Origin of the sequence: Flavobacterium sp. WC2416 (assembly GCF_041200095.1) — a bacterium.
Classification (GTDB): domain Bacteria; phylum Bacteroidota; class Bacteroidia; order Flavobacteriales; family Flavobacteriaceae; genus Flavobacterium.
On record NZ_CP165626.1, the window covers coordinates 1,721,950 to 1,743,228 of the forward strand.

The following is a 21,279-nucleotide window of genomic DNA, read 5'->3' on the forward strand; positions in this document are numbered from 1 at the left end:
GTTCTTTGTCTGCTGTGTACTACTTATTATTGTAAAAGTCTACCGCTTTCCGCACGCTGCCATATGTTTTTAATAACTCAGCACCTTGCTCGTAGGTTACTGGGATTTCACCCATAATCATTTTTACACCTCGATCAACCAGTTTACTATTGCTCAATTGCATGTCGACCATTTTGTTTCCTTTTACTTTTCCTAGTTGGATCATTGTAGCTGTAGAAATCATGTTTAACACTAATTTCTGAGCTGTTCCTGCTTTCATTCTTGAGCTTCCAGTAACAAACTCTGGACCTACTACTACATCAATAGGGAACTGTGCCGTAAGAGAAAGTGGACTTCCTGCATTACATGAAATACTACCTGTAATAATTTTGTTTTCGTTGCAGGCTTGCAAACCACCTATAACATAAGGTGTTGTTCCTGATGCTGCAATTCCTATTACAACATCATTGGTATTTATATTTTGTTCTTGTAAATCTTTCCAAGCTTGAGTGTTATTATCTTCGGCATTTTCTACCGCTCTGCGTATCGCCATATCACCACCTGCAATAATTCCTACCACGAGATCAAAGGGTACACCAAAAGTAGGCGGACATTCTGAAGCATCTACCACGCCCAATCGTCCCGAAGTTCCTGCTCCAATGTAGAAAAGTCGGCCTCCCAACTTCATTTTAGCAACAATTTGAGTGACTAAATTTTCTATTTGTGGCAATGCTTTTTCAACAGCATGAGGAACAGTTTTGTCTTCTTGATTGATATTTGTCAATAATTCGTGAACGGACATTTTTTCAAGATGCTCGTATTTTGAGGATTGCTCGGTAGTTTTTGTGAAAGTCATTTTTTAGTATAGTTGAACTCCCCAAAAATAATCTTTTTTATTGCAATCTCGAAATTTATAGCGTAAAGTCACAAACATTTAATTTCTCATTTTGTTCACATTATCGCTCTGACGAATTCTTGTTAAAAGAACTAAAATATTATATTTGTTACATATTAAAAGATAAATGGATAGAATAAGCTTATTGCAAGGGATTGCTCGCATCGGGGTTTTTGTGTCTTTATTGATGGCATTTTTTTTACTGACCGTTAAAACCGAAAATAAATTAGCTAACCGTTTATTTGCGTGGTTCTTTATTGTCTCTGCTATTGACCTTTGTGGTTTTTTTGTTTTAGATTATATTCAAGATTATGTCAATTTAGTGATTTTTAGATGGACAATCTGTTTGTTGGCAATGCCTTTGTTTTATCTTTATGTGTTAGCAGTTTGTTATTCTGATTTTAAATTAAAATGGAAGCATTTAGTGCATTTATTTCCTATTGTGCTAGTTAATTTAGTTTTTCTTCCAAGACTTTATCTTGCTAGTGATACTGAAAAGGAAATTTTTGAATTTCTAGAGCAAATGCCAGAAATATACTTTATACAGGTTTTAATTGAATTGCAATACGTGTTTTATATCGTGAGCTCATTTTTAATTTTGAAGAAATATAGAGAGATTTATCTGGAAAACTATACCAATCCAAGTACTTCTACGTACAAGTATCTTTTTCAGATGACAACCGTTTTTCTTATCGCACACTGCTTGGTGGCATTAAAAAATGTATTGCGTTACAGCGATTTCAGACAACTGTTTCTTTGGTTAAATGTTGTAGTAGGGAGTGTCGCTTTATTTATTACTTGTTGGTTAGTAATGAAAGCTCTAAATCATCCTGAACTTTTTAGAGGAATCAATTCTAAATTGCAACTGACAAAAGATTTTCTTCCTGAAGAAAATGAGGTTACAAAAGAAATAATAAGCAATAAAGACGAATTTGTATCTTCTCAAATTTTAGCATTAAAAAATTATATGATAGAGAAGGAGCCTTATCTAGATCCGTCGCTTACAATTCAAGAACTCTCTAATCAAATTAATATTCCAGTTCGGGATTTATCAGTGTTGATTAACCATCGTATGAACCAGCACTTTTTTGATTTTGTGAATGAATATCGCATTCAAAAAGCGATGCATATTTTAAAAGATCAATCCAAAAGTCAGCTTACCGTTTTAGAAATTTTGTACGAAGTAGGTTTTAATTCAAAATCATCCTTCAATACGTCTTTTAAAAAATATACTAATCTAACGCCTACCTCTTACCGAAACGCTTCACTATAAAGGTTTTGTAAAAAGTCGAACTTCATACTTGAAAAAGTCGAACCAATTTTTTTAATAGAAATTGGTTCGACTTTTTTTTGTCGGTCGAATTCTGAAAATTTCTAAGGGAACTTTGCTTCAAATTAATCGAACAAGTTTAAAATTAGAAATTATGAAAAAAGTGAACCTCCTTATTTTTTTACTATTGCCTTTGTTTTGTTTAGCGCAAGCACCTTTAAAATTGAAAGGAAAAATAGTTAGTGAAACAACTCCCTTACAATGGGCTGATGTTTCCATATCAAATTCACAGGGGAAAATTATTGACGGTACTACAACTAAACAAGATGGTACTTTTGAAATTAATATTAAAAAAGGTTTTTATAAAATAGGTGTAAGTCTTTTAGGATTTACAGACTACGAAAAAGAAATTGCAATAGAAAATGATTTCGATTTAGGTACAATTCTTTTAAAAGAGAATGCAACAAATTTGAATGAAATTGTCATTCAAGCTAAAAGGAATACCATCGAACAGAAAACAGATCGTGTGGTTTATAATCTAGAAAATAATGTTACAACGGTTGGTGGTGATGCATTAAGTGCCATAAATACAGCGCCAGGAGTTGTGGTGCAAAGTAATGTGATCACTATTCTAGGAAAAGGAGCTTCTCGAGTGATGATTGACGGAAGAATGATTGAGTTGACTGCTGAGGAGTTGAACAACTTTTTAAAATCAATTTCGGCAAGTGATATTAAAAACATTGAAATTATCAGTAATCCGCCAGCAAAATACGAAGCGGAAGGAACTGGTGGATTAATTAATATTATCATGAAAAAGGGAGCACGTGATTCCTGGAAAAACACGACTACAGCTTCTTACGATCAAAATAAATATGGCATTTATTCTTTAAGAAATAATTTCTTTTTCAGTAAAAATAAGTTCCGTTTTTCTGCAAGTATAAATGGAAAAACGGGATATAAAAATGTCGATGAAGTTTCTGAGGTGTATTTCGTAGAAGGGCTTTCGATTTTGAAAGCGAGAACAAAAGTAAAAGACGAAAATGCATCAGGAAAATTAGCTTTAGATTATGATTTTTCAGAAAAAACAACGGTTGGTTTTCAATATTTAAACTCCAAAAACAATCCTGATTTTCAATCAGATATTAGAATTGACAGATACAATAAACAAAAGCAATTACAAAATTACATACTCAATACTAGTTTTGCTGACAAAGAATCTAGCAATCAAACGTATAATGTGCATTTGATTACAAAACTGGATTCCCTTAACCGAAAATTATCATTTGATGTAGATTATTTCGATTATAATTCAAAATTTGATCGAAAGTTTGTTGCTAATAACTACGAGGCAGATATGACATTTATAGCTATAAATCAGTCAGGGAGAAATATTTCTAATCAAGATATCAATAACTTTAGTTTTAAGGCAGATATGGAACATCCGCTTCAAGTGTTAAAATTATCGTATGGTGCAAAGATGAGTTTTACAAATAGCAAGAGCGATGTGTTCTATTTTAATACCATTACTGGTAGTCCAGAATTAGATCCTCAGCAATCAAACCGATTTAAGTACACCGAAAATAATCAGGCAGTTTACATTAATGGAGCTAAAAAAATTAATGAAAAATGGAATTTTCAATTGGGATTGCGATTAGAGAATACTAAAACCAATGGTTTTTCTGAAAATTTGAATCAAGAAACAGTGAATAATTATTTAAAATTATTTCCAACATTTTATGCTTCTTATAACGAAAACGAGAACAATAATTTCAGTTTGAATTACGGAAAAAGAATCAATAGACCTCGTTTTGACTTATTGAATCCGTTTCGTATTTACATCAGCAGTAATAGCTATTCAGAAGGAAACCCGTTTTTGAAGCCTTCTTTCAGTGATAATTTTGAATTTTCACATTCGTATAAAGAAATTTTAAGAACTAGTGTTTTCCTAAATGTTATTACAGATGCTTATGGTGTGCTATTTACATCAAATCCTGACACGAATACACTAATTGTGACAAGAGAGAATTATTTTAAAGGGGTGAATTACGGTATTGGAGAGACTTATTCTGCTAATTTTACAGATTGGTGGCAAAGTGAAAATTCATTGTATTTTTTAGGATCAAAAACTGATTTTACAAGTGCTATAAACGCGACACCAAAAAATGGTTTAGAACTTGATCTTTCTACAAACAATACTTTCTCCTTAGGTAAAACGGCAAAATTGCAAATTGATTTTAGTTATACTCCTCCTTATAAAGCAGGATTATATGAAATAGGTTATATGTCAAGTTTAAATATTGGTTTTAAGCAAGATTTGTTTAATAAAAGTGTTCAAGTGGCGTTTCTGGCAAATGATATTTTTAATACTTCTTATTTAAAAGATTTTGTTTCGGTTGTAAATGGAGTGAAACAAGTGTATGCCAACAATGAAAGCAATCGATTTGTACGTCTGTCTGTGGTTTATAATTTTGGGAACAAAAAAATAAATGTAAAAGATAGAGATTTTGGGAATCAAGAAGAAAAAAATAGAACAGGTAGATAATACCAAATATCTTAGAAGATAGTCTTTAAAACAAAGTAGAAAATCATTCCATAAATGGTTTTCTACTTTGTTTTAACTATAGTTAGATCAAATGTCCAAGGCAATTTTAAATTTCAATACAGTTTTTAGATTTTCATTGTCGAAATTCTTTCTGGAAACGGCTTAAAAATTCGTACTAGAAGGGTTGATGATTGTCTTTTCTTTACCATTAGCTACGTCATTGCGGGGAAAGTACCAATCTCATCTAGTATTTCGGCAATGAAGAACAGTTTCTATTAGATTGGGAAAGTCAATCGTTTAGTTTAGAACGCGGATAAAACGGATTGCTAAAGCAAAACGTTGATGAAAACGGATTTTATGCGTATTTTTTTTCTAGCAATAACTAATTCATTGCGAAGAAAGTACCAATCTCATCTAGTGTTTCCGTTGTCATATTTTTTTAGTTTTATTGTCGATGTGTTTTAGTGAGATAGCTTCGTTCCTCGCTATGACTTTGATTGTGGATAGTACTATTTGCTTTATTTGTGTAGCGAATTGAAGTACAAAAAATTTAAGTATTACAGAATTTATAATTTGATGCACTTTGTCATTGCGAGGAAAGTACCAATCTCATCTAGTATTTCGACAATAAATAGTATAAGTTGAGGGAAGTTGGAAATCTTTGATTAATAAACCACTTTATTTTGTTCATACAAGAAAGTAGGTACTCGATGCAATCGAGCACCAGAGTGTGTCTATGGTTTAGTTTAGAACGCGGATAAAACGGATTGCTAAAGCAAAACGTTGATGAAAACGGATTTTATGCGTATTTTTTTTCTAGCAATAACTAATTCATTGCGAAGAAAGTACCAATCTCATCTAGTGTTTCCGTTGTCATATTTTCTTAGTTTTATTGTCGATGTGTTTTAGTGTGATAGCTTCGTTCCTCGCTATGACTTTGATTGTGGATAGTACTATTTGCTTTATTTGTGTAGCGAATTGAAGTACAAAAAATTTAAGTATTACAGAATTTATAATTTGATGCACTTTGTCATTGCGAGGAACGAAGCAATCTCATCTAGTATTTCGACAATAAATAGTACAAGTTGAGAGAAGTTGGAAATCTTTGATTAACAAACCGCTTTATTTTGTTCATACAAGAAAGTAGGTACTCGATGCAATCGAGCACCAGAGTGGGTTTGTTGGCTGTTAGTAGATTCGTATTAGAAATTCAATTTAATTCTTATTGAAGATTCTTTATTGATCCAATTTTCAACTGTTATAAGAAGATTTTCAATCTTATCAAAAAAATCAGTAATTGTAATATCTTCTTTGCGACCTGGAATCATCCATTTGGTCATATCAAAATCATATTCTGGTTCTAAAGAAAAAAAAGCAAAGTTCTCTTTCTTTTCAGATAAACTTGACGTTAAAACACTATAGTTAAATATGTCTAATTCATTTTTAAGTTCAATAGGAAATAAAGGATGATTTGTTAATTCATTGAATTTTTTAATTTTGTCTAATGAGAAGTAACCAGATTTTACAAGCATGATTTTTTTATCTACAAAAAGCTCTCTCGAAAAATTCATATCTTTTGAAATATTTGTATTCACTTCAATTTTGAGCTTTTCTCCTTCGAATAAATAAATATGGATTCTCAATTTTTTTAATTCTTCCAAATAATCAAGAATTATTTCATTCTGTTTATCAAGTATTTTTTTGCTAGTTCCAAATCGATCAAATAACAAGTAAGCTATGTATATTGAAATTAACACTTGAGTAACGTTGATTATGTCAATAATTGTAGAAAACTGTGTTGAGACAAATACTTCTTGTGTTACAAAATATGATATAATGCATATTGCAATAATAATTGTAGCTAAAAAGGAATAGAATCTTTTCATTTAGTACGATTTTTTCTCGTCGAATTGCTACAAACTTGCATATGTGTGAAAAAATCACACAAAGTCAGTCTTTTTTGCGGCGATATGTGTAGCAATCGTCCAAATTTATCTTACTCAAATATAGTCAACTGTAGTCTGTTTATCAAGGAATTGTAAATTTTTTCTGATATTAGTTTTAGGTGAACCATTTATTTGTATTGTGTACTTGTGTTGCGTGAGGGATAATAGCGGAAATCCTTTTTATTTTTTCTTTAAAAATAAAAAGATTGAAGTGAATAGCCCGACCTGAAGTTTTTACGAAGGGGCACGCCCAAATGATAGAATTATAAAAAGTAAGCCAGTAAGATTCCTAGGATAATCATGGAAACTTTGGCAATGTTGAATTTATGTCCTTCGCTACTTTCAAAAATAATGGTAGATGAAATATGGAATAATATCCCAATGACTACGGCTGTGATTTGAGTAGTATATTGGTTTAAAAAAGGTAAATAATCAGATGCGAGTGTTCCTAGTGGCGTCATGACGGCAAAGGTGATCATGAAGGCAAAAATGGCTTTTGGATTCAAATGCGAATTGATGAAAAAGGTAGTCAAGATGATGGCAATAGGCAGGTGATGAATGGCGATACCAATGGCTAGATTATCATGATGATGGCCTACAGGGAATCCTTCTAAGAAGGCATGAATACAGAGACTGATAAACAATAACCACGGAATATGGTTCATGTTTTCGTGTCCATGAACGTGTCCATGTTCTGCCCCTTTGGAAAAAAATTCTAGTATGATTTGGAACAAAATCCCTAACATGATAAAGATACCTATGTTGCTGTCTTTGCTTTCGTAAACATCAGGAAGCAAGTGCATCACGGTTAAAGACAATAAAAAAGAACCACTAAAAGCTAATAATAGCTTGAGGTTGGTTTTGTTTTTTGGTTTTAAAATTGATGCAATGATATAGCCTAACAGTACAGAAAGTAAGGGTAAAAGGTAATTCATGTTTTTTGTTGAATCGTTTATTTGTTGAATGGATTAATCAACTACTTAAATATCATAATTAAGCGTTCGCTATCATTTTTGTAGAATTTTTTCAACTTGTAATCGCCAAATATATCCAAAAGATAAATTCCTGCTTCTTCCATTAATGCTTCAAAATCTTGAAGAGTTAAGGCTTTTACTTTTTCGGTATAATGAAATTTTTGTCCTTTGTCTTCAAAGTCGATTTCTTTATAGATATGTCCGTCTTTTAAATAGCGTTTCAGATGAAAATCGATGCCTTCAACCGTTTTTGTTTCTTCAGGAACTAATGTATCGAGCACTTGTTTGACATTCATGAAGTCAATTACGGCAAAACCATAGTCAGACAAGCTTTCTTTGATGGCTTTTAAAGTGGTTAAATTGTCATCGTCGTTTTCGAAATAACCAAAACTAGTGAACAAATTAAATATTGCATCAAATTTTTCTTCAAAAGGTTCACGCATGTCGTGTACTTTGAAGTGTAAAGAGTCGTTGGCATTTTTGTTGGCTTCAGCGATACTATTCTCCGACAAATCAGCGCCTAAGACATTAAATCCCAGTTGGTTCAAATAAATAGAATGACGGCCTTTACCGCAAGCCAAGTCAAGCACTTTTGCTTTCTCAGGAAGGTTGAGGTAATGGGTGATGTTATCCATAAATAGCTGCGCTTCTCTATAGTTTCTCTCTTTATAAAGAATGTGATAATAGGGAGTATCGAACCAAGAACTGAACCATGTTGGTGCTGGTTCTTCTTGATTTATTGGGTTTGATTTTTGTTCTTCAGACATTTATTCTTTTTCAATTTATTCTATCCGGCAAATTTAGTGTATTTTTGCTGAAAAATAACGATTCTGAGGAGATAGACGGAGATTCACGTAGAGAATTCTCTGATTTTCATCAGGGGTTAAACATAAAGCAGAAATAGGTCTGTTTTAATTGATACAAAAAAATGGAAAATAATTTTAAGATGGTTGCCAAAACCTTTTTTGGTTTTGAGGAAATATTAGCAAAGGAATTACAAATGTTAGGCGCGCAAGACGTGGAGCAGGGTGTAAGAATGGTGAGTTTTAAAGGAGATAAGGGATTCATGTACAAAGCGAATTTATCGTTGCGTACCGCATTAAAAATCCTAAAACCCATTTATTTTTTTAAGGCAAATAACGAACAAGCTTTATACAAAGGAATTACTGGTGTGAACTGGTCACGATACATTAATGCCAATCAAACTTTTGTGATTGATGCAACGGTGCATTCAGATAACTTTAATCACTCCGAATTTGTTTCTCAAAAGTGTAAAGATGCAATTGTAGATCAATTTAGAGAGCGCACAGGACAACGTCCAAGTATTGATAAAATCCATCCCGATTTAAGAATCAACATTCATATTGATAGAGACCAAGTTTCGGTTGCTCTTGATACCTCTGGGAATTCATTGCACCAACGTGGGTATAGAACAGCAACTAATATTGCGCCAATCAACGAAGTTTTGGCAGCAGGAGTTTTGTTACTTTCTGGTTGGGACGGACAAACGGATTTTTTAGACCCAATGTGTGGTTCAGGAACTTTCTTAGCGGAAGCGGCTATGATTGCTTGTAATATTCCGGCGAACATTAACCGTAAAGAATTTGCTTTCGAAAAATGGCACGATTGGGATAATGAATTGTTTGATAATATTACGGACAGCTTGTTAAAAAGAGTACGTGAGTTTCATCACACGATAAAAGGATACGATAAAGCACCATCGGCAGTTCAAAAAGCCAAAGACAATATCAAGAATGCCAATTTGGATGAATACATCACGATTGAAGAGAAAAACTTCTTTGATACGGAGAAAACTACCGAAGGAAAATTACATATGGTATTTAATCCGCCTTATGATGAACGATTGGATATTCATATGGAAGAATTCTATAAGAATATTGGAGATACTCTAAAGAAAAATTATCCTGGAACTAATGCTTGGTTCATTACTGGAAACCTGGAAGCTTTGAAATTTGTAGGGTTAAAACCTTCAAGAAAAATCAAACTTTTCAACGCAAGTATCGAAGCACGTTTAGTAAAATACGAAATGTACGAGGGTAGTAAGAGAACAAAATTTCAGGTAACTGAAGGGGAATAGTGAAATAAGAATATAAAATATAGAAAAAAGAGGAAAGAAAAAAGAAAATAGAAGGGTACAAATTTATCATTAATAAACATTATCCAACTTTAAACTTTTTTAAACCTTAAACTTTAAACAAAATAGCATGACAAAATTACAAGTAAGAGCATTTTTATATCAAATGGGTTGTTTCGCCATTTTATTTATATCCGTACGTTATTTGGCAGAACGTTATACAGGTTTAACTGGATTTTGGATTCCAATGACTGCCTTTATGGTAGGAACAATTTTAGCACCTAAATTCAAATCGATTAAAACGAATGATGGGGAGAAGTTGTATATGAGATGGATTTTTATGAAAGAGGTTAAGGAAATAGGATAACACTGTTTAACAACATAAAAAAAGGAGCTAATTATAATCGTATAATTAGCTCCTTTTTATTTTTTATAGTGTTTATTTTTATTGTTTTTTAGGAGGAGTAACTGGTACTACTTTCTTTTTATAAATAGGAATGAAATACGATACTGTATAATTAAATCCTACACCAAAATCTCCATTATAGGTTCTATTGAATCCCGGAATATATAGGTTATCAAAATTCCCTGGTTTTTTATTGGAAACTAACATTTTCAGTTGAAAGCCGAATCCCACAAATACATTGTTGAATACTTTAGCTTTAACTCCTGCAACCACTTCAATCCAACTGGCTGAAAGACCGCTGTATTTTTCTCCAGAAGTAAGTGCTGGAACCTCTCCAAAATAAGGATTGGCATTGTAAATTTTGTAGGTGTTCAATTGCTGACTAAACGTACTAAAACCATAGCGCATCCCTATAGAAATGATATTCTCCATATCGAGCCAGTTTTCATAGGCATTGTAATCAAAACCTGCTTTTAAATATGAGCCTTTGGCAGTTGAGTTTAACCTAGTGTCATCCGTCGTTTTATTTTCATTTCCCAGTTCAGCAGCGAGGTAGTATTTTTTTGTTAGTCGGTAATCGCCAACAAACTCGATTCCTTTATAATCTTTATCGTACAAAGCACGTGTCAGTTTAAATAAATCAACCCCTACACGCAAACCGTATCGATTAGTTTTAGCAGGAATAACAGTGTCTTTTATAACTGGTTTAGGTAGTACTTTGGCATTTTTAAACGAATTGTCAGGAATAATACCTTCCTCCGTTTTCTTATTTTCGGGAGTGGTTTTTATAGGAGTCGTTTCTTGTGCTTCTACTAAAAACAAAGAAAAAATGAGGCAAATACTAAAAATATATTTCAAGGTGAGTTTCATTTTCGTTATCGATAGTACTGTTTTTTACTGCAATATATTGAATCCACTTATCAACGGCTACATTGGAAGCGGTATGAACATAAGGTGTTATAGGATCTAGAGTATAATCGGTTTTAAAACCACAGGCTCTGGAAACAAAAATAGTAGCCCTAGAATAATTAAACAACAAATTGTCTTCATAGACCAATGCTGGATTTGAATTCCCATAATTTAAAATGAAACGAAAACTAGTTGCATCAGCATCTGTTTTTAAGGGGATAGAGACCGTGCTTCCGTTAATCAAGGTACTTCCTTTATATGTAATCCCATCAGTCATACCTTCTCCAATTATGGTTAAATTAGTAACGTTTTTCAATACAGATGGATTGTTAACGTCATAAAATGTAATTACCAATCGGGGAGTAGTAATGGTATTAGCATCACAGATATCATCTTTCTCACAACTGGAGAAAGAGAAGGCAATAGCCAATACTAAAAGCATTATTTTTTTCATATATTTTTAAGTGATTAGTGATTAGTAAATAGTAATTAGCTACTAACGAATGACTGTTTACGAATCACTAGTTACCATTTATCTTCTCTCTAAAAGCACTACATTCTCCACGTGATGTGTTTGCGGAAACATATCCACTGGACGCACGCGCGTTACTTTGTATTTCTCGTCCATCAGCGCTAAATCACGCGCTTGTGTAGCTGAGTTACAGCTTACATACACTATTTTTTTAGGAGCAATTTTCATGATTTGTTCAATCACAGCTGCATGCATTCCGTCTCTTGGTGGATCTGTAATAATTACATCTGGATGTCCGTGTTGCGCGATGAAACTATCATTAAATACCACTTTCATGTCTCCTACAAAGAACTCACAATTTGTGATTTCATTGCGTACCGCATTCGCTTTAGCATCTTTAATGGCATCAGGAACACTTTCTACACCTATTACTTTTTTTGCTTTTTTAGAAACAAACTGAGCAATAGTACCCGTTCCTGTATATAAATCATACACAATTTCATTTCCGGTTAATCCAGCAAAATCTCGGGTTATTTTGTATAATTCATAAGCTTGGTCTGAGTTGGTTTGGTAAAAAGACTTAGCATTAATGCTAAATTTCAATCCTTCCATTTCCTCTAAGATATAGTCACGCCCTTTGTACAGTTTGATGTCCGTGTCGTATAAAGTATCGTTCGCTTTGTTATTAACTACGTATTGTAATGAAGTAATTTGAGGGAATTTCTCGTATAAATGATCTAAGATCAATTCTCTATTGGCTTTATCATTTTCAAAAAACTGAATCAAAACCATGATTTCTCCTGTTGAAGCCGTACGCAACATTAACGTTCTCAATAAACCAGAATGTTCTCTAGGGTTAAAGAAAGTCAGTCCATTTGCATTAGCAAAATCCCGAACTTCATTTCTAATCGCGTTCGAAGGATCTTCTTGTAAATGACACTTATTGATGTCTAGGATCTTGTCCCACATTTTTGGGATATGGAAACCTAGTGCATTTCTATTTCCTAAATCTTCTGTGCTATCAATTTCTTTTTCAGTTAACCAACGGCTGTTAGAAAACGAAAATTCCATTTTGTTTCTGTAAAAAAACTTTTTTTCCGACCCTAAAATAGGCTCAAAGTCTGGAAGTTCAATTTTTCCTATGCGTTGCAAGTGGTTCAAGACCTCATTTTGCTTATAGTACAACTGTTGGTTGTAGTTCATATTTTGCCATTTACAACCTCCGCAAACACCAAAATGCTCACAAACAGGCTCCACACGGTGTTCCGAAAACTCATGAAAATGCACTGCTTTTCCTTCATAAAACGACTTACGCTTTTTAAAAGTTTGTACATCAACCACATCACCCGGAACCACATTCGGTATGAACACTACTTTACCATCCGGTGCTTTTGCTACCGATACGCCTTTTGCACCTGCATCAAGGACTTTTATTTGATGAAAGACAACCTTGTCTGTATTTTTTCTTCCCATGGCGCAAAAATAAGCGTTTGTAAACTTTTATAAATTCAAATTGGCAAATATTTTTAAAAAAGAACCATTTTTATTTGGGCCCAATCCCGCTTTCCGCTACAAACCCTCGTTGCCACAGCACAAATCCGGCTATAAAAGGAGCTTCCTGCGGTCGCTCTTTTCTAGCACGGCTTTCTAAGCTGTCACAAGTTCGGTTTTTTCACTACAATCGGGGGCAGGGGAGTTGGGTGTAAATTGGTTTTGTCTAGATATGATTTTTACGTTTCATCCATTCGTAATTTACAATCGTGAGAAAGTAAAAAACAACATCAGCACAAATTTTCCCCGCCATAATTCCCGTTACCGCATTTCCAGTTGCAATAGGCAACCAATACATACAAAACGGCCGAACAAATGCAATATCTAGTACTGCAGGATAACCAAATTCTAAGAGTAAGTTCTTGACAATTCGTAGCAGATTATTAAATGTTGTTTGTTGCTGATTTTCTATGTTCTTTTTGGCTGTTTGATTGTAAGCCATGATAGTGATAACACCATAAAAAGCAAAATACTCCGTAAACGTAATCAAGTAAGCCGTTGTCAAGCCATTAAAAAAAAGACTGAATTGAGAACCTAGTAAAGCGGCAGAGGTCGCAGCTAACTCGGCATATTTATAGCGATCAAACCATTCTTTAAACTGTACTTTTGAAAGCATAATTGTGTGTTACTACTTTTAGGAAAAGCAAAATTAGACTAATTTAATTACTGAAATTTTAAAATCTGATTTTTATAAATTAACTTAATGATATTCAATTAGTTATTTGGTTTTCTAATTTAGTAAATTTGAATAACTAATGAAATTGGATATGTATAGCCTTATCTTTTCATATAATCCACTAAGCTATTTTGGTATTTTCATTTGGTTTCTATTTCTAGATCAATTGACTCCCATTCCAGAGGAAGTTACCTTGTTATCCATAGGCTATATTGCGCAGCAACATCTAATCAATCCGTATTATGCAGGATTATCTGCTTTTTGTGGGCTTACTATTATTGATAATTTATTTTATTGGTTGGCTTTTTCAGGTAACAAATTAATCAATCGCTTTAAAAATAAAATAGGAGAAAAGATGCAAAAGAAATACATTGACGGAATGGGAAAACACAGTGTAAGAACCTTGTTGCTATTGAGTTTTATTCCTAAAATTAGATTTTTTAGCCCTATTTTCGCAGGACTTTTTCGTGTTAAGTGGCGTACTTTTTTTTTAGTTAATGGATTTGGAACCCTTATTTTTATAACGCTTTATATCACTGCTGGAATACTATTTCACAACAGCTTGAAATACCTGCTTAAAGAACTCGAACTAGTAAGGCATTCAGTTTTTGTATTCTTTATGATTGGTATTACTGTGGTATTATTTTTTAAGTTTAAGAAGAAACACGACTAAGTCGTATTTTAGTTACATTACTTATTTTGTTGTTATTAATTTAATTAGTGTAGTGTTTTTATTCTTTGGTTTTAAATCAATGTATTGATAGGTCAATTTTAGGTGATATTTTGATTAATTCATATTGCTAAAATGGTTTATTAAATGTTATTTTTACAATCCCTTTCTTTCATTTTATAATTGGATAGAAACATCCTTTTAATACAAATTTTATTTTATAAAACACTAAATAAAACTAATGAAAATTATTTAAAACGAGGTGTTTAATAATGCGTAAAGTATTGATTAAGTTATAAATACAGGGATTTCAAATGCTTATTCTTTATTAAAAATTGCATATATGAATTTAAAAAAGACGCTACTACTTTTATTGTTTTTTTTAGCTATTACTACAGGTACAGCACAAAAAGAAATTAGAAAATGGAATGGTAAAAAATGTGCGGTTGTATTGACCTATGATGACGCTTTAAATATTCATTTGGACAAGGTAATACCTATGCTCGATTCATTTAATTTTAAAGGAACCTTTTATCTGATAGGTGCTTCACCTGTGGTTGCTAATCGAATAGATGAATGGCGCGCTGCATCCAAAGAGGGGCATGAATTAGGAAACCATTCTTTAAATCACCCTTGTGATGGTACTTTGCCAGGAAGGGGTTTCGTTACTCCAGAAAATGATTTGTCCAAGTATTCTGTAGCGAGAACCGTAAACGAAGTCCGAACTACAAATACTTTACTCAAAGCGATTGATGGAAAAGAGGAGCGTACTTTTGCCTATCCTTGTGGTGATCTTACCGTTAACGACACAGTTTACTATGATTTTTTAAAGAATGATTTTGTTGCCGCTCGTGGGGTTGAGTCTAATTATCTTCCAGCAAAAGAGGTTGATTTATCTAATGTAAATGCCTTTGTCCAGATTGGAACTACGGCAGCACAAATGATCGCACAAGTTGAAGCTGCTGAAAAAGCGCAATCTTTTATTGTTTTTCTATTTCACGGAGTTGGAGGGGAACATGCATTAAATATTGATTTAGAAGAGCACCGCAAGTTCTTGCAATACCTAAGTAAAAGAAAAAAAGATATTTGGGTTGCTCCTATGGTTGAAGTAGCTAAATATATTAAGGCACAGCAATAAAGCCAAATGGGGTCGCCTTGGGTATCACTATTTTTTCAGTTCCAATAATGCCTTAGCTCTCACTATTTCAAATGAGTTACTGTCATCAAGCGCTAGGAAATAATCAGTTTGCCATGCTTGGGTTTGTATCGCTTGTTTGCTGCTCACACTGTCCCAAGGTGCATAAACTCTTATCCCGCGTTTTCCGTCTTTCTCATTATGAGTTAGAATTCCTTTTGTTGCTAATACTGCTTTCGGGAAAATAAATTGACCTAATTGAGTTGCTGTTTTTACAGTTATAATTATAAAATCTAGTACATCCTTACTATCAAAAGGAGCTGTTATACCCAATGCATTTCTTTTCCACACCGTTACAAATTGTCCTGCCTTAGTAGGAGTAATTTTCGCTTGACGGTAGACTACTTTTTTTTCATTTAGTAAAAACGAACAAGCTTCATATTCTTTACTCTCTGAATTGATAACAAGTTGGGTAATAGAAAGTCCGTATTTATTGTAAAATAATTCTTTTATTGTTTTTAAATGATTTGGATATGTATCTGTTGAGGTGTTTTCAAGAATCATAAGTAGAAAAGTATGTTTTTTTCAGAGTTAATTAAACTCACTTTAATTAATAGATAGGAATTCAAGGCTTGCTTAATGAAATAACCATCAATAATTTAATTCATTGCTTTGAATTGTTTCATTTCCTGTAAAGGTTCGATGGCATTATAGTCTTTCCAGATGGTAGGGTCATATGATTTTATAGTTGTAAATTTAAAATCGGCTTCCTTAATTTTTTCAAAAGTGGCTAGGGATGTTTTAGTACGAGACATATTTAAGAATTCTATTTTATTGCTTGTATTTGCTTCAATTTTTATATCAAGTGCTAGCACATCTTTTTCACTGCTGGTTAGTTCTATAAATTTCAAAGGTCGATTTAAATAAAAGTAATTTCCCTTTTCAATAGCGGCATACTGCATATAATAACTATCGTCTTCCGCTTTTTTCTTGTAGGTTATCGTTCCTTTGCTGACATTTTCATAAGCCTTAATTCCTAATAGAAACTTCATGTTGAAATTATTCAATTTTTCTCCTTCGTCTAAAATATAGTCGGTTCTCAGGATGGCATAATCTGATTCAGAAATATATAACTTACCCAAATATTTCGCTTTACTTCTTCGAGGTTTAAAACTCAGTACAAAAGCGAATTCATTTTCACTAGTGTAGGTTTCGCCCTCATAGGTATAGTCATATAAGTCTGTTTTTTTAATAAAATCCAGTTTTTTGCTATTTAGAAAATTTGCATCTGACAGAAAGGAATTCAAACTGGCTTTGGTGGCCGTTAACTGGCTGTTTATTTCTATGTCAACACCTGTTTTTTTCTTTTTATTGAAGTCTTTACGTAACGAAATCGTATCTCTTGATCCAAAAAGGCCACTTTTTGCGCGGTAATATTTAGTGGAGTCTAAGTGTTGTAACATCATATTCAGGGCTGTTTTTTCTAAATCATCTACTGAACTCGAACGGCCTTCGTTTTTTAAAACGGTGGCTTTTAGAATATTCAGTTTTGAGTTGAAAAGGAACTTGTCTCCTTTTTTGGTTTTAACCGAATAATAATTACATAGGATATCAGTGAATTCCTGCGGGGGATGTGAAATTAATTGTTTAGAAAAAGCCTTTAAGTCAGTATTGACTTTGTTTAAAGCTTGTTTTGTAAATCCTGTCGATTTATTAATTTCAACATCAATTAATGAGGGTTTAAAATTATTAGAACTTCTATAAAAAAGCATTTCTTTTGACCCTGTTTCTCCAGTTTCATAATTACGAGCTAAGTTTGCTTGAACATTAGCCATAATTTCATAGGGATTTGGTTTTACATTGGATACAGTCACATCATTCAGTTCAAAAACGCCTGGATCTAATTTAATGGTATAATCAAGCCTTTTTAGCTGCTCAACAGTCAACTCTCTATTGACAAAACCCAAATAGGAAACCGTAAGTAGGGTTTCGTCCTTGCTGTTGTTTTCAGATAGTGTAAAAAAACCTTCGGCATTTGAAACCAAGTTTTCAGATTCATTTACTTTTATGTTAGCATAGGGAATGGTTTCCCCAGTTGTAGAATCGATTATTTTTCCTTTTATATTTTGGGCAAATCCTAGTTGAATCATAAGCAACGTGAACAAAGTAGTAAAGAAGTTTGGTTTCATATAGGTTATGTTGCTTTATAAATAAGACGATGTTACCTTAGTTTTGTTACTAACAGATAGCATAAATAGAAAAGAATTTAGGTTTTATTTAATCATTAGTAAATTGACACTAAAAAAACTAGAATCACAAGACCTAATTTTAATGATATATCAAAATTCTATCATTGGATGTTTTATTATACTATTATTCTAAATATCTTTACCGTTCTATAATTAGCTATTGTTTACATGAAAAAACTATTATTTATTGCATTTTTCGCAATTACTACTGGCGTTTTTGCCCAAGACCTAACGCCAAGTACAGTAGGAGAATACTACACTAAAAAGGAAGTAAGTATTAAAATGCGTGATGGTGTAACTTTATTTACTGCCATTTATACGCCAAAAGACCATTCTAAAAAATACCCAATCATTATGCAGCGCACGCCTTACAGTTGTGCGCCTTATGGAGAAACACAGTTTAAAAAGAGCATTGGCCCTAGTGATACCATGATGAAGGAAGGTTATATTGTTGTGTATCAAGATGTGCGTGGGCGCTGGATGAGTGACGGTTTGTATGATAACATGCGCGCTTATATTCCTAACAAAAAAGGGAAAACCCAAGTAGACGAAGCATCAGATACTTATGATACGATTGACTGGCTGGTGAAAAACGTGGGCAATAATAATGGAAATGTAGGAGTTTGGGGAATTTCGTACCCTGGATTTTATTCTACGTATTCGTTGTTGAGTAACCATCCTGCCTTGAAAGCAGTTTCGCCTCAGGCTTGTATTAGTGATTTCTTTTTTGATGATTTTCATCACAATGGAGCTTATTTATTGAGCTATTGGAAAGCAACTCCTTTGTTTGGAATTCAAAAATCAGAGAAAACGAGCAAAGCTTGGTATCAATTTCCAGATATGGGAACCAAAGATGATTATCAGTTTTTTCTAGATCAGGGTCCCTTGACTAACCTAGATAAATTTTATGGGAAAGACAATGAATTTTGGCAACAGCTAAAAGACCACAGTAGCTATGATGATTTTTGGCAAAAACGAGGTATTTTACAACATTTAAAAGACATCAAGCCTGCAGTTATGATTGTTGGAGGTTGGTTTGATGCTGAAGATTTGTACGGTCCTTTGAATACGTATCAGGCTATCGAAAAAAGCAGTAAAAATTACAATACGATTGTTATGGGGCCGTGGAGTCATGGCGATTGGGCTAGAAATACACCTGCTGCAGTGATTGGAAATATAAAATTTGGGGATAGTATTTCTGGTTTTTTTCAAAAAAATATTGAAGCCAACTTTTTTCGTCACTTTTTAAAAGACAATGGGAAGGGCGAAAACAAATTACCAGAAGCCTATGTTTTTGACACAGGGGTGAAAGATTGGAAAACCTATGATGTTTGGCCACCAAAAAATGCAGTAAAAGAAACGTATTATTTGACTCAAAATAAGTTATCGACCGTACCACAAAATGATGGTGGATTTCAAGAATTTATCAGCGATCCAAAAAAACCAGTTCCTTTTACCGAAGATATCTATCAAAAAGGGATAACGCCAAGAAAATACATGACCGATGATCAGCGTTTTGCAGCGAGACGTCCTGATGTTTTAGTATTTGAAACAGAAAAATTAACGGAGGAAACAACCCTAGCAGGGGCTATATTGGCACAATTACAAGTGTCCACATCTGGAACCGATTCCGATTGGATTGTAAAAGTAATTGATGTGTTCCCTAATGATGAACCGGAAACACCTGAGGTAGCTCCATATTTAAAAATGAGCAATTACCATATGATGGTGCGAAGTGAAGTAATGCGTGGCCGTTTTAGAAATAGCTTTATCCATCCAGAACCTTTTGTAGCTAATGAAAAAACAGCGGTGAAAATCAAATTACAAGATATAATGCATACGTTCAAGAAAGGACACAAAATTCAAATTCAAATTCAAAGTACTTGGTTTCCTTTTATTGATTTGAATCCGCAAACCTATGTTGACAATATCTTTTATGCCAAACCAGAAGATTTTAAAAAACAAACACAACGCGTGTATGATGATTCTAAGATTATATTTTCGGTTCTAAAATAATAGAAACAAGAATTTAATGAGAAACCCAATCCTTAAAGTTAGGATTGGGTTTTTTTGTTTACACCTAAAAGGGATTTTTAAATTTATTGTAAACTTTAAAACCAAGGAACGGTTTTTTACGTATTTTTTTAAAATAAGTAAATTCATGTATTTTTATAAAAAATTATCTCAAATTAGTTTTCTTAGTAGAAGTTATGCTTTTAAATTTCTTTTTGTTGCTTTTATTGGCATTCATATTCCATTAATAGGATTGTTGTTTTTCGTTTTATATGGAAATTTCTCCATCTCTCCAAATACCATTTTGTTTTTTGCGCTTTTAATGACTTTATTGGCTTCTGGTATTACACTAATTATCTTGAAACAATTAATAAAACCTATAGAAGTGGCTTCAAGAGCTTTGAGAAATTATAAGAAAGAAAGAGAAGTGCCAGAATTGCCCATTATTTATTTTGATGAAGCCGGTTTTCTAATGCGTAATATTCAGGAGACGATTATGGAACACGAAAAATTCATTGTTGAAAAGCAAGACTTAGTTTACTTATTGTCTCATGATTTAAAAAACTTCGCAGGACAACCTCAATTATTGGCAAGGTTGATATTAGATGCAAATCCTACTGAAGAAATAAAAGAATTGGCGGAGTTGATTTATCAATCTTCCAATCAACAATTCATGTATATTGAGAATTTTTTAAAATTACTTAAAGAACAAGATGCCGTTTTAAAAACAAGTCCGGATTCAAAAACGATACTTTTTAAACCTCTGATTGCTGCTGTTGAAACCCAAGTGAAACAGTTGTTAGACATAAAAAAGATAAAATTAATTGTGTCAATTGATATTCAAGAAACCACACTTTTAATTGAAGAGGAGTTATTAATTCGGGTTTTAGTGAATTTAATCGATAATGCTATAAAATTTTCTTATTCTAAAAGCGAGGTTAATTTAAAGGTCTATTCAGAAAATGCAAAATTGATAATTAGTATTGCCGATAGAGGAATTGGTTTCAACCAAAATCAAATTGGTGAATTATTTAAAAAATTCACAAAAATGAGCAAGTTAGGAACTTCAAATGAAGGCTCTACTGGAATTGGGTTGTATTTGTGTCGAAATATAATAGAAAAAAATCATGGACAACTTACAGCTACTAGTGAAGGCCAGAACAAAGGCGCCACTTTTACTATTATTTTTTAATAGTTTAAATCTTTGCACATTTAATAGTTACTTTAAAACTACAATCTAGAAGTTTAACACTATTTAGTCTGTGTATTTAAGAATCCGTAATAAAATTCAATTTTATTGCGGATTTTGTTTTGTGGTAAATTTTTTCATGAAAAATTCATAATAAATTCGTTTTATTTTTGTTTTGTACTATTTTTAATTCATTTGTAATCAGTTTATTGTGTCGTTTATAGTTTTTTTTAACACTTTAATCGGAAACATTAAAAAAAAAGGTAATTCTATTTTTAAAATACTTTAAATTAGTATTTAAGTTAAAG

General features: G+C 32.7%; 18 protein-coding genes. 8 read left to right on the forward strand and 10 right to left on the reverse strand.

The genetic code is table 11. The features are described 5' to 3' along the window. Nucleotides 1-19 precede the first annotated feature (19 nt). The gene (gene murQ, locus AB3G39_RS07310) at nt 20-835 is read right to left on the reverse strand and encodes an N-acetylmuramic acid 6-phosphate etherase (RefSeq protein ID WP_367754326.1); all 816 of its coding nucleotides are present in this window, start codon (nt 833-835) and stop codon (nt 20-22) included. Nucleotides 836-1,001: 166 nt separating this feature from the next. On the opposite strand from murQ, the gene AB3G39_RS07315 reads away from it, so the two are divergent. Together AB3G39_RS07315 and AB3G39_RS07320 are read left to right on the forward strand one after the other, a co-directional pair. Further along, the gene (locus AB3G39_RS07315) at nt 1,002-2,147 is read left to right on the forward strand and encodes a helix-turn-helix domain-containing protein (protein ID WP_367754324.1); all 1,146 of its coding nucleotides are present in this window, start codon (nt 1,002-1,004) and stop codon (nt 2,145-2,147) included. Between the two features lie 151 nt (nt 2,148-2,298). Then, nucleotides 2,299-4,686, forward strand: coding sequence for a TonB-dependent receptor domain-containing protein (locus AB3G39_RS07320; RefSeq protein WP_369764688.1), 2,388 nt, complete (start codon nt 2,299-2,301; stop codon nt 4,684-4,686). Between the two features lie 1,202 nt (nt 4,687-5,888). On the opposite strand, the gene AB3G39_RS07325 is transcribed toward AB3G39_RS07320, so the two are convergent. The 3 genes from AB3G39_RS07325 to AB3G39_RS07335 form a co-directional block, all read right to left on the reverse strand. Next, nucleotides 5,889-6,572: a hypothetical protein gene (locus tag AB3G39_RS07325; RefSeq protein ID WP_369764689.1), complete on the reverse strand. Its 684-nt coding sequence runs from the start codon at nt 6,570-6,572 to the stop codon at nt 5,889-5,891. Nucleotides 6,573-6,895: 323 nt separating this feature from the next. Beyond that, nucleotides 6,896-7,567 carry a ZIP family metal transporter gene (locus AB3G39_RS07330; RefSeq protein ID WP_367771154.1) on the reverse strand — a complete coding sequence of 224 codons (672 nt, stop codon included), beginning with the start codon at nt 7,565-7,567 and terminating at the stop codon, nt 6,896-6,898. Nucleotides 7,568-7,608: 41 nt separating this feature from the next. Further along, the gene (locus tag AB3G39_RS07335) at nt 7,609-8,373 is read right to left on the reverse strand and encodes a class I SAM-dependent methyltransferase (RefSeq protein WP_369752269.1); all 765 of its coding nucleotides are present in this window, start codon (nt 8,371-8,373) and stop codon (nt 7,609-7,611) included. Nucleotides 8,374-8,534: 161 nt separating this feature from the next. On the opposite strand from AB3G39_RS07335, the gene AB3G39_RS07340 reads away from it, so the two are divergent. After that, nucleotides 8,535-9,704 (forward strand): class I SAM-dependent RNA methyltransferase, encoded by a 1,170-nt coding sequence (locus AB3G39_RS07340; RefSeq protein ID WP_367754315.1) that lies wholly within the window; start codon nt 8,535-8,537, stop codon nt 9,702-9,704. A gap of 127 nt (nt 9,705-9,831) precedes the next feature. Then, entirely contained in the window at nt 9,832-10,068 is a 237-nt protein-coding gene (locus tag AB3G39_RS07345; RefSeq protein ID WP_367754313.1) for a hypothetical protein, read from the forward strand. A gap of 78 nt (nt 10,069-10,146) precedes the next feature. Here AB3G39_RS07345 and AB3G39_RS07350 read toward each other — a convergent pair whose 3' ends face one another. The 4 genes from AB3G39_RS07350 to AB3G39_RS07365 form a co-directional block, all read right to left on the reverse strand. Continuing rightward, entirely contained in the window at nt 10,147-10,965 is an 819-nt protein-coding gene (locus AB3G39_RS07350) for a DUF6048 family protein (protein WP_369769786.1), read from the reverse strand. Beyond that, nucleotides 10,949-11,470 (reverse strand): DUF6452 family protein, encoded by a 522-nt coding sequence (locus AB3G39_RS07355; RefSeq protein ID WP_369764690.1) that lies wholly within the window; start codon nt 11,468-11,470, stop codon nt 10,949-10,951. The genes AB3G39_RS07350 and AB3G39_RS07355 overlap by 17 nt, the downstream gene beginning before the upstream one ends. 78 nt (nt 11,471-11,548) lie before the next feature. Next, nucleotides 11,549-12,961: a 23S rRNA (uracil(1939)-C(5))-methyltransferase RlmD gene (rlmD, locus tag AB3G39_RS07360; protein WP_369764691.1), complete on the reverse strand. Its 1,413-nt coding sequence runs from the start codon at nt 12,959-12,961 to the stop codon at nt 11,549-11,551. 244 nt (nt 12,962-13,205) lie between these two features. After that, complete coding sequence (locus AB3G39_RS07365; protein ID WP_369752264.1) at nt 13,206-13,655, reverse strand: hypothetical protein; 450 nt, start codon at nt 13,653-13,655, stop codon at nt 13,206-13,208. A gap of 139 nt (nt 13,656-13,794) precedes the next feature. On the opposite strand from AB3G39_RS07365, the gene AB3G39_RS07370 reads away from it, so the two are divergent. Both AB3G39_RS07370 and AB3G39_RS07375 read left to right on the forward strand, forming a co-directional pair. Further along, nucleotides 13,795-14,388 (forward strand): DedA family protein, encoded by a 594-nt coding sequence (locus AB3G39_RS07370; protein WP_369769787.1) that lies wholly within the window; start codon nt 13,795-13,797, stop codon nt 14,386-14,388. A 340-nt stretch (nt 14,389-14,728) separates the two neighbouring features. Further along, a complete protein-coding gene (locus AB3G39_RS07375) occupies nt 14,729-15,523 on the forward strand; it encodes a polysaccharide deacetylase family protein (protein ID WP_369764693.1) in 795 nt (264 codons plus the stop codon). Nucleotides 15,524-15,550: 27 nt separating this feature from the next. Here AB3G39_RS07375 and AB3G39_RS07380 read toward each other — a convergent pair whose 3' ends face one another. Together AB3G39_RS07380 and AB3G39_RS07385 are read right to left on the reverse strand one after the other, a co-directional pair. Further along, complete coding sequence (locus AB3G39_RS07380; RefSeq protein WP_369764694.1) at nt 15,551-16,084, reverse strand: MepB family protein; 534 nt, start codon at nt 16,082-16,084, stop codon at nt 15,551-15,553. Nucleotides 16,085-16,179: 95 nt separating this feature from the next. Continuing rightward, on the reverse strand, nt 16,180-17,709 hold the full coding sequence (locus AB3G39_RS07385; RefSeq protein WP_369764695.1) for a carboxypeptidase-like regulatory domain-containing protein: 1,530 nt from the start codon (nt 17,707-17,709) through the stop codon (nt 16,180-16,182). Nucleotides 17,710-17,937: 228 nt separating this feature from the next. On the opposite strand from AB3G39_RS07385, the gene AB3G39_RS07390 reads away from it, so the two are divergent. Then, nucleotides 17,938-19,785 (forward strand): CocE/NonD family hydrolase, encoded by a 1,848-nt coding sequence (locus AB3G39_RS07390; protein ID WP_369764696.1) that lies wholly within the window; start codon nt 17,938-17,940, stop codon nt 19,783-19,785. Nucleotides 19,786-19,930: 145 nt separating this feature from the next. After that, nucleotides 19,931-20,974, forward strand: coding sequence for a sensor histidine kinase (locus AB3G39_RS07395; protein ID WP_367771125.1), 1,044 nt, complete (start codon nt 19,931-19,933; stop codon nt 20,972-20,974). Nucleotides 20,975-21,279: the final 305 nt, after the last annotated feature.

What these genes read in the sequence shown, in the direction of transcription:
- murQ (WP_367754326.1), bottom strand. Translation starts at nt 835, where the DNA reads ATGACTTTCACAAAAACTACCGAGCAATCCTCAAAATACGAGCATCTT.
- AB3G39_RS07315 (WP_367754324.1), top strand. Translation starts at nt 1,002, where the DNA reads ATGGATAGAATAAGCTTATTGCAAGGGATTGCTCGCATCGGGGTTTTT.
- AB3G39_RS07320 (WP_369764688.1), top strand. Translation starts at nt 2,299, where the DNA reads ATGAAAAAAGTGAACCTCCTTATTTTTTTACTATTGCCTTTGTTTTGT.
- AB3G39_RS07325 (WP_369764689.1), bottom strand. Translation starts at nt 6,572, where the DNA reads ATGAAAAGATTCTATTCCTTTTTAGCTACAATTATTATTGCAATATGC.
- AB3G39_RS07330 (WP_367771154.1), bottom strand. Translation starts at nt 7,567, where the DNA reads ATGAATTACCTTTTACCCTTACTTTCTGTACTGTTAGGCTATATCATT.
- AB3G39_RS07335 (WP_369752269.1), bottom strand. Translation starts at nt 8,373, where the DNA reads ATGTCTGAAGAACAAAAATCAAACCCAATAAATCAAGAAGAACCAGCA.
- AB3G39_RS07340 (WP_367754315.1), top strand. Translation starts at nt 8,535, where the DNA reads ATGGAAAATAATTTTAAGATGGTTGCCAAAACCTTTTTTGGTTTTGAG.
- AB3G39_RS07345 (WP_367754313.1), top strand. Translation starts at nt 9,832, where the DNA reads ATGACAAAATTACAAGTAAGAGCATTTTTATATCAAATGGGTTGTTTC.
- AB3G39_RS07355 (WP_369764690.1), bottom strand. Translation starts at nt 11,470, where the DNA reads ATGAAAAAAATAATGCTTTTAGTATTGGCTATTGCCTTCTCTTTCTCC.
- rlmD (WP_369764691.1), bottom strand. Translation starts at nt 12,961, where the DNA reads ATGGGAAGAAAAAATACAGACAAGGTTGTCTTTCATCAAATAAAAGTC.
- AB3G39_RS07365 (WP_369752264.1), bottom strand. Translation starts at nt 13,655, where the DNA reads ATGCTTTCAAAAGTACAGTTTAAAGAATGGTTTGATCGCTATAAATAT.
- AB3G39_RS07370 (WP_369769787.1), top strand. Translation starts at nt 13,795, where the DNA reads ATGAAATTGGATATGTATAGCCTTATCTTTTCATATAATCCACTAAGC.
- AB3G39_RS07375 (WP_369764693.1), top strand. Translation starts at nt 14,729, where the DNA reads ATGAATTTAAAAAAGACGCTACTACTTTTATTGTTTTTTTTAGCTATT.
- AB3G39_RS07380 (WP_369764694.1), bottom strand. Translation starts at nt 16,084, where the DNA reads ATGATTCTTGAAAACACCTCAACAGATACATATCCAAATCATTTAAAA.
- AB3G39_RS07385 (WP_369764695.1), bottom strand. Translation starts at nt 17,709, where the DNA reads ATGAAACCAAACTTCTTTACTACTTTGTTCACGTTGCTTATGATTCAA.
- AB3G39_RS07390 (WP_369764696.1), top strand. Translation starts at nt 17,938, where the DNA reads ATGAAAAAACTATTATTTATTGCATTTTTCGCAATTACTACTGGCGTT.
- AB3G39_RS07395 (WP_367771125.1), top strand. Translation starts at nt 19,931, where the DNA reads ATGTATTTTTATAAAAAATTATCTCAAATTAGTTTTCTTAGTAGAAGT.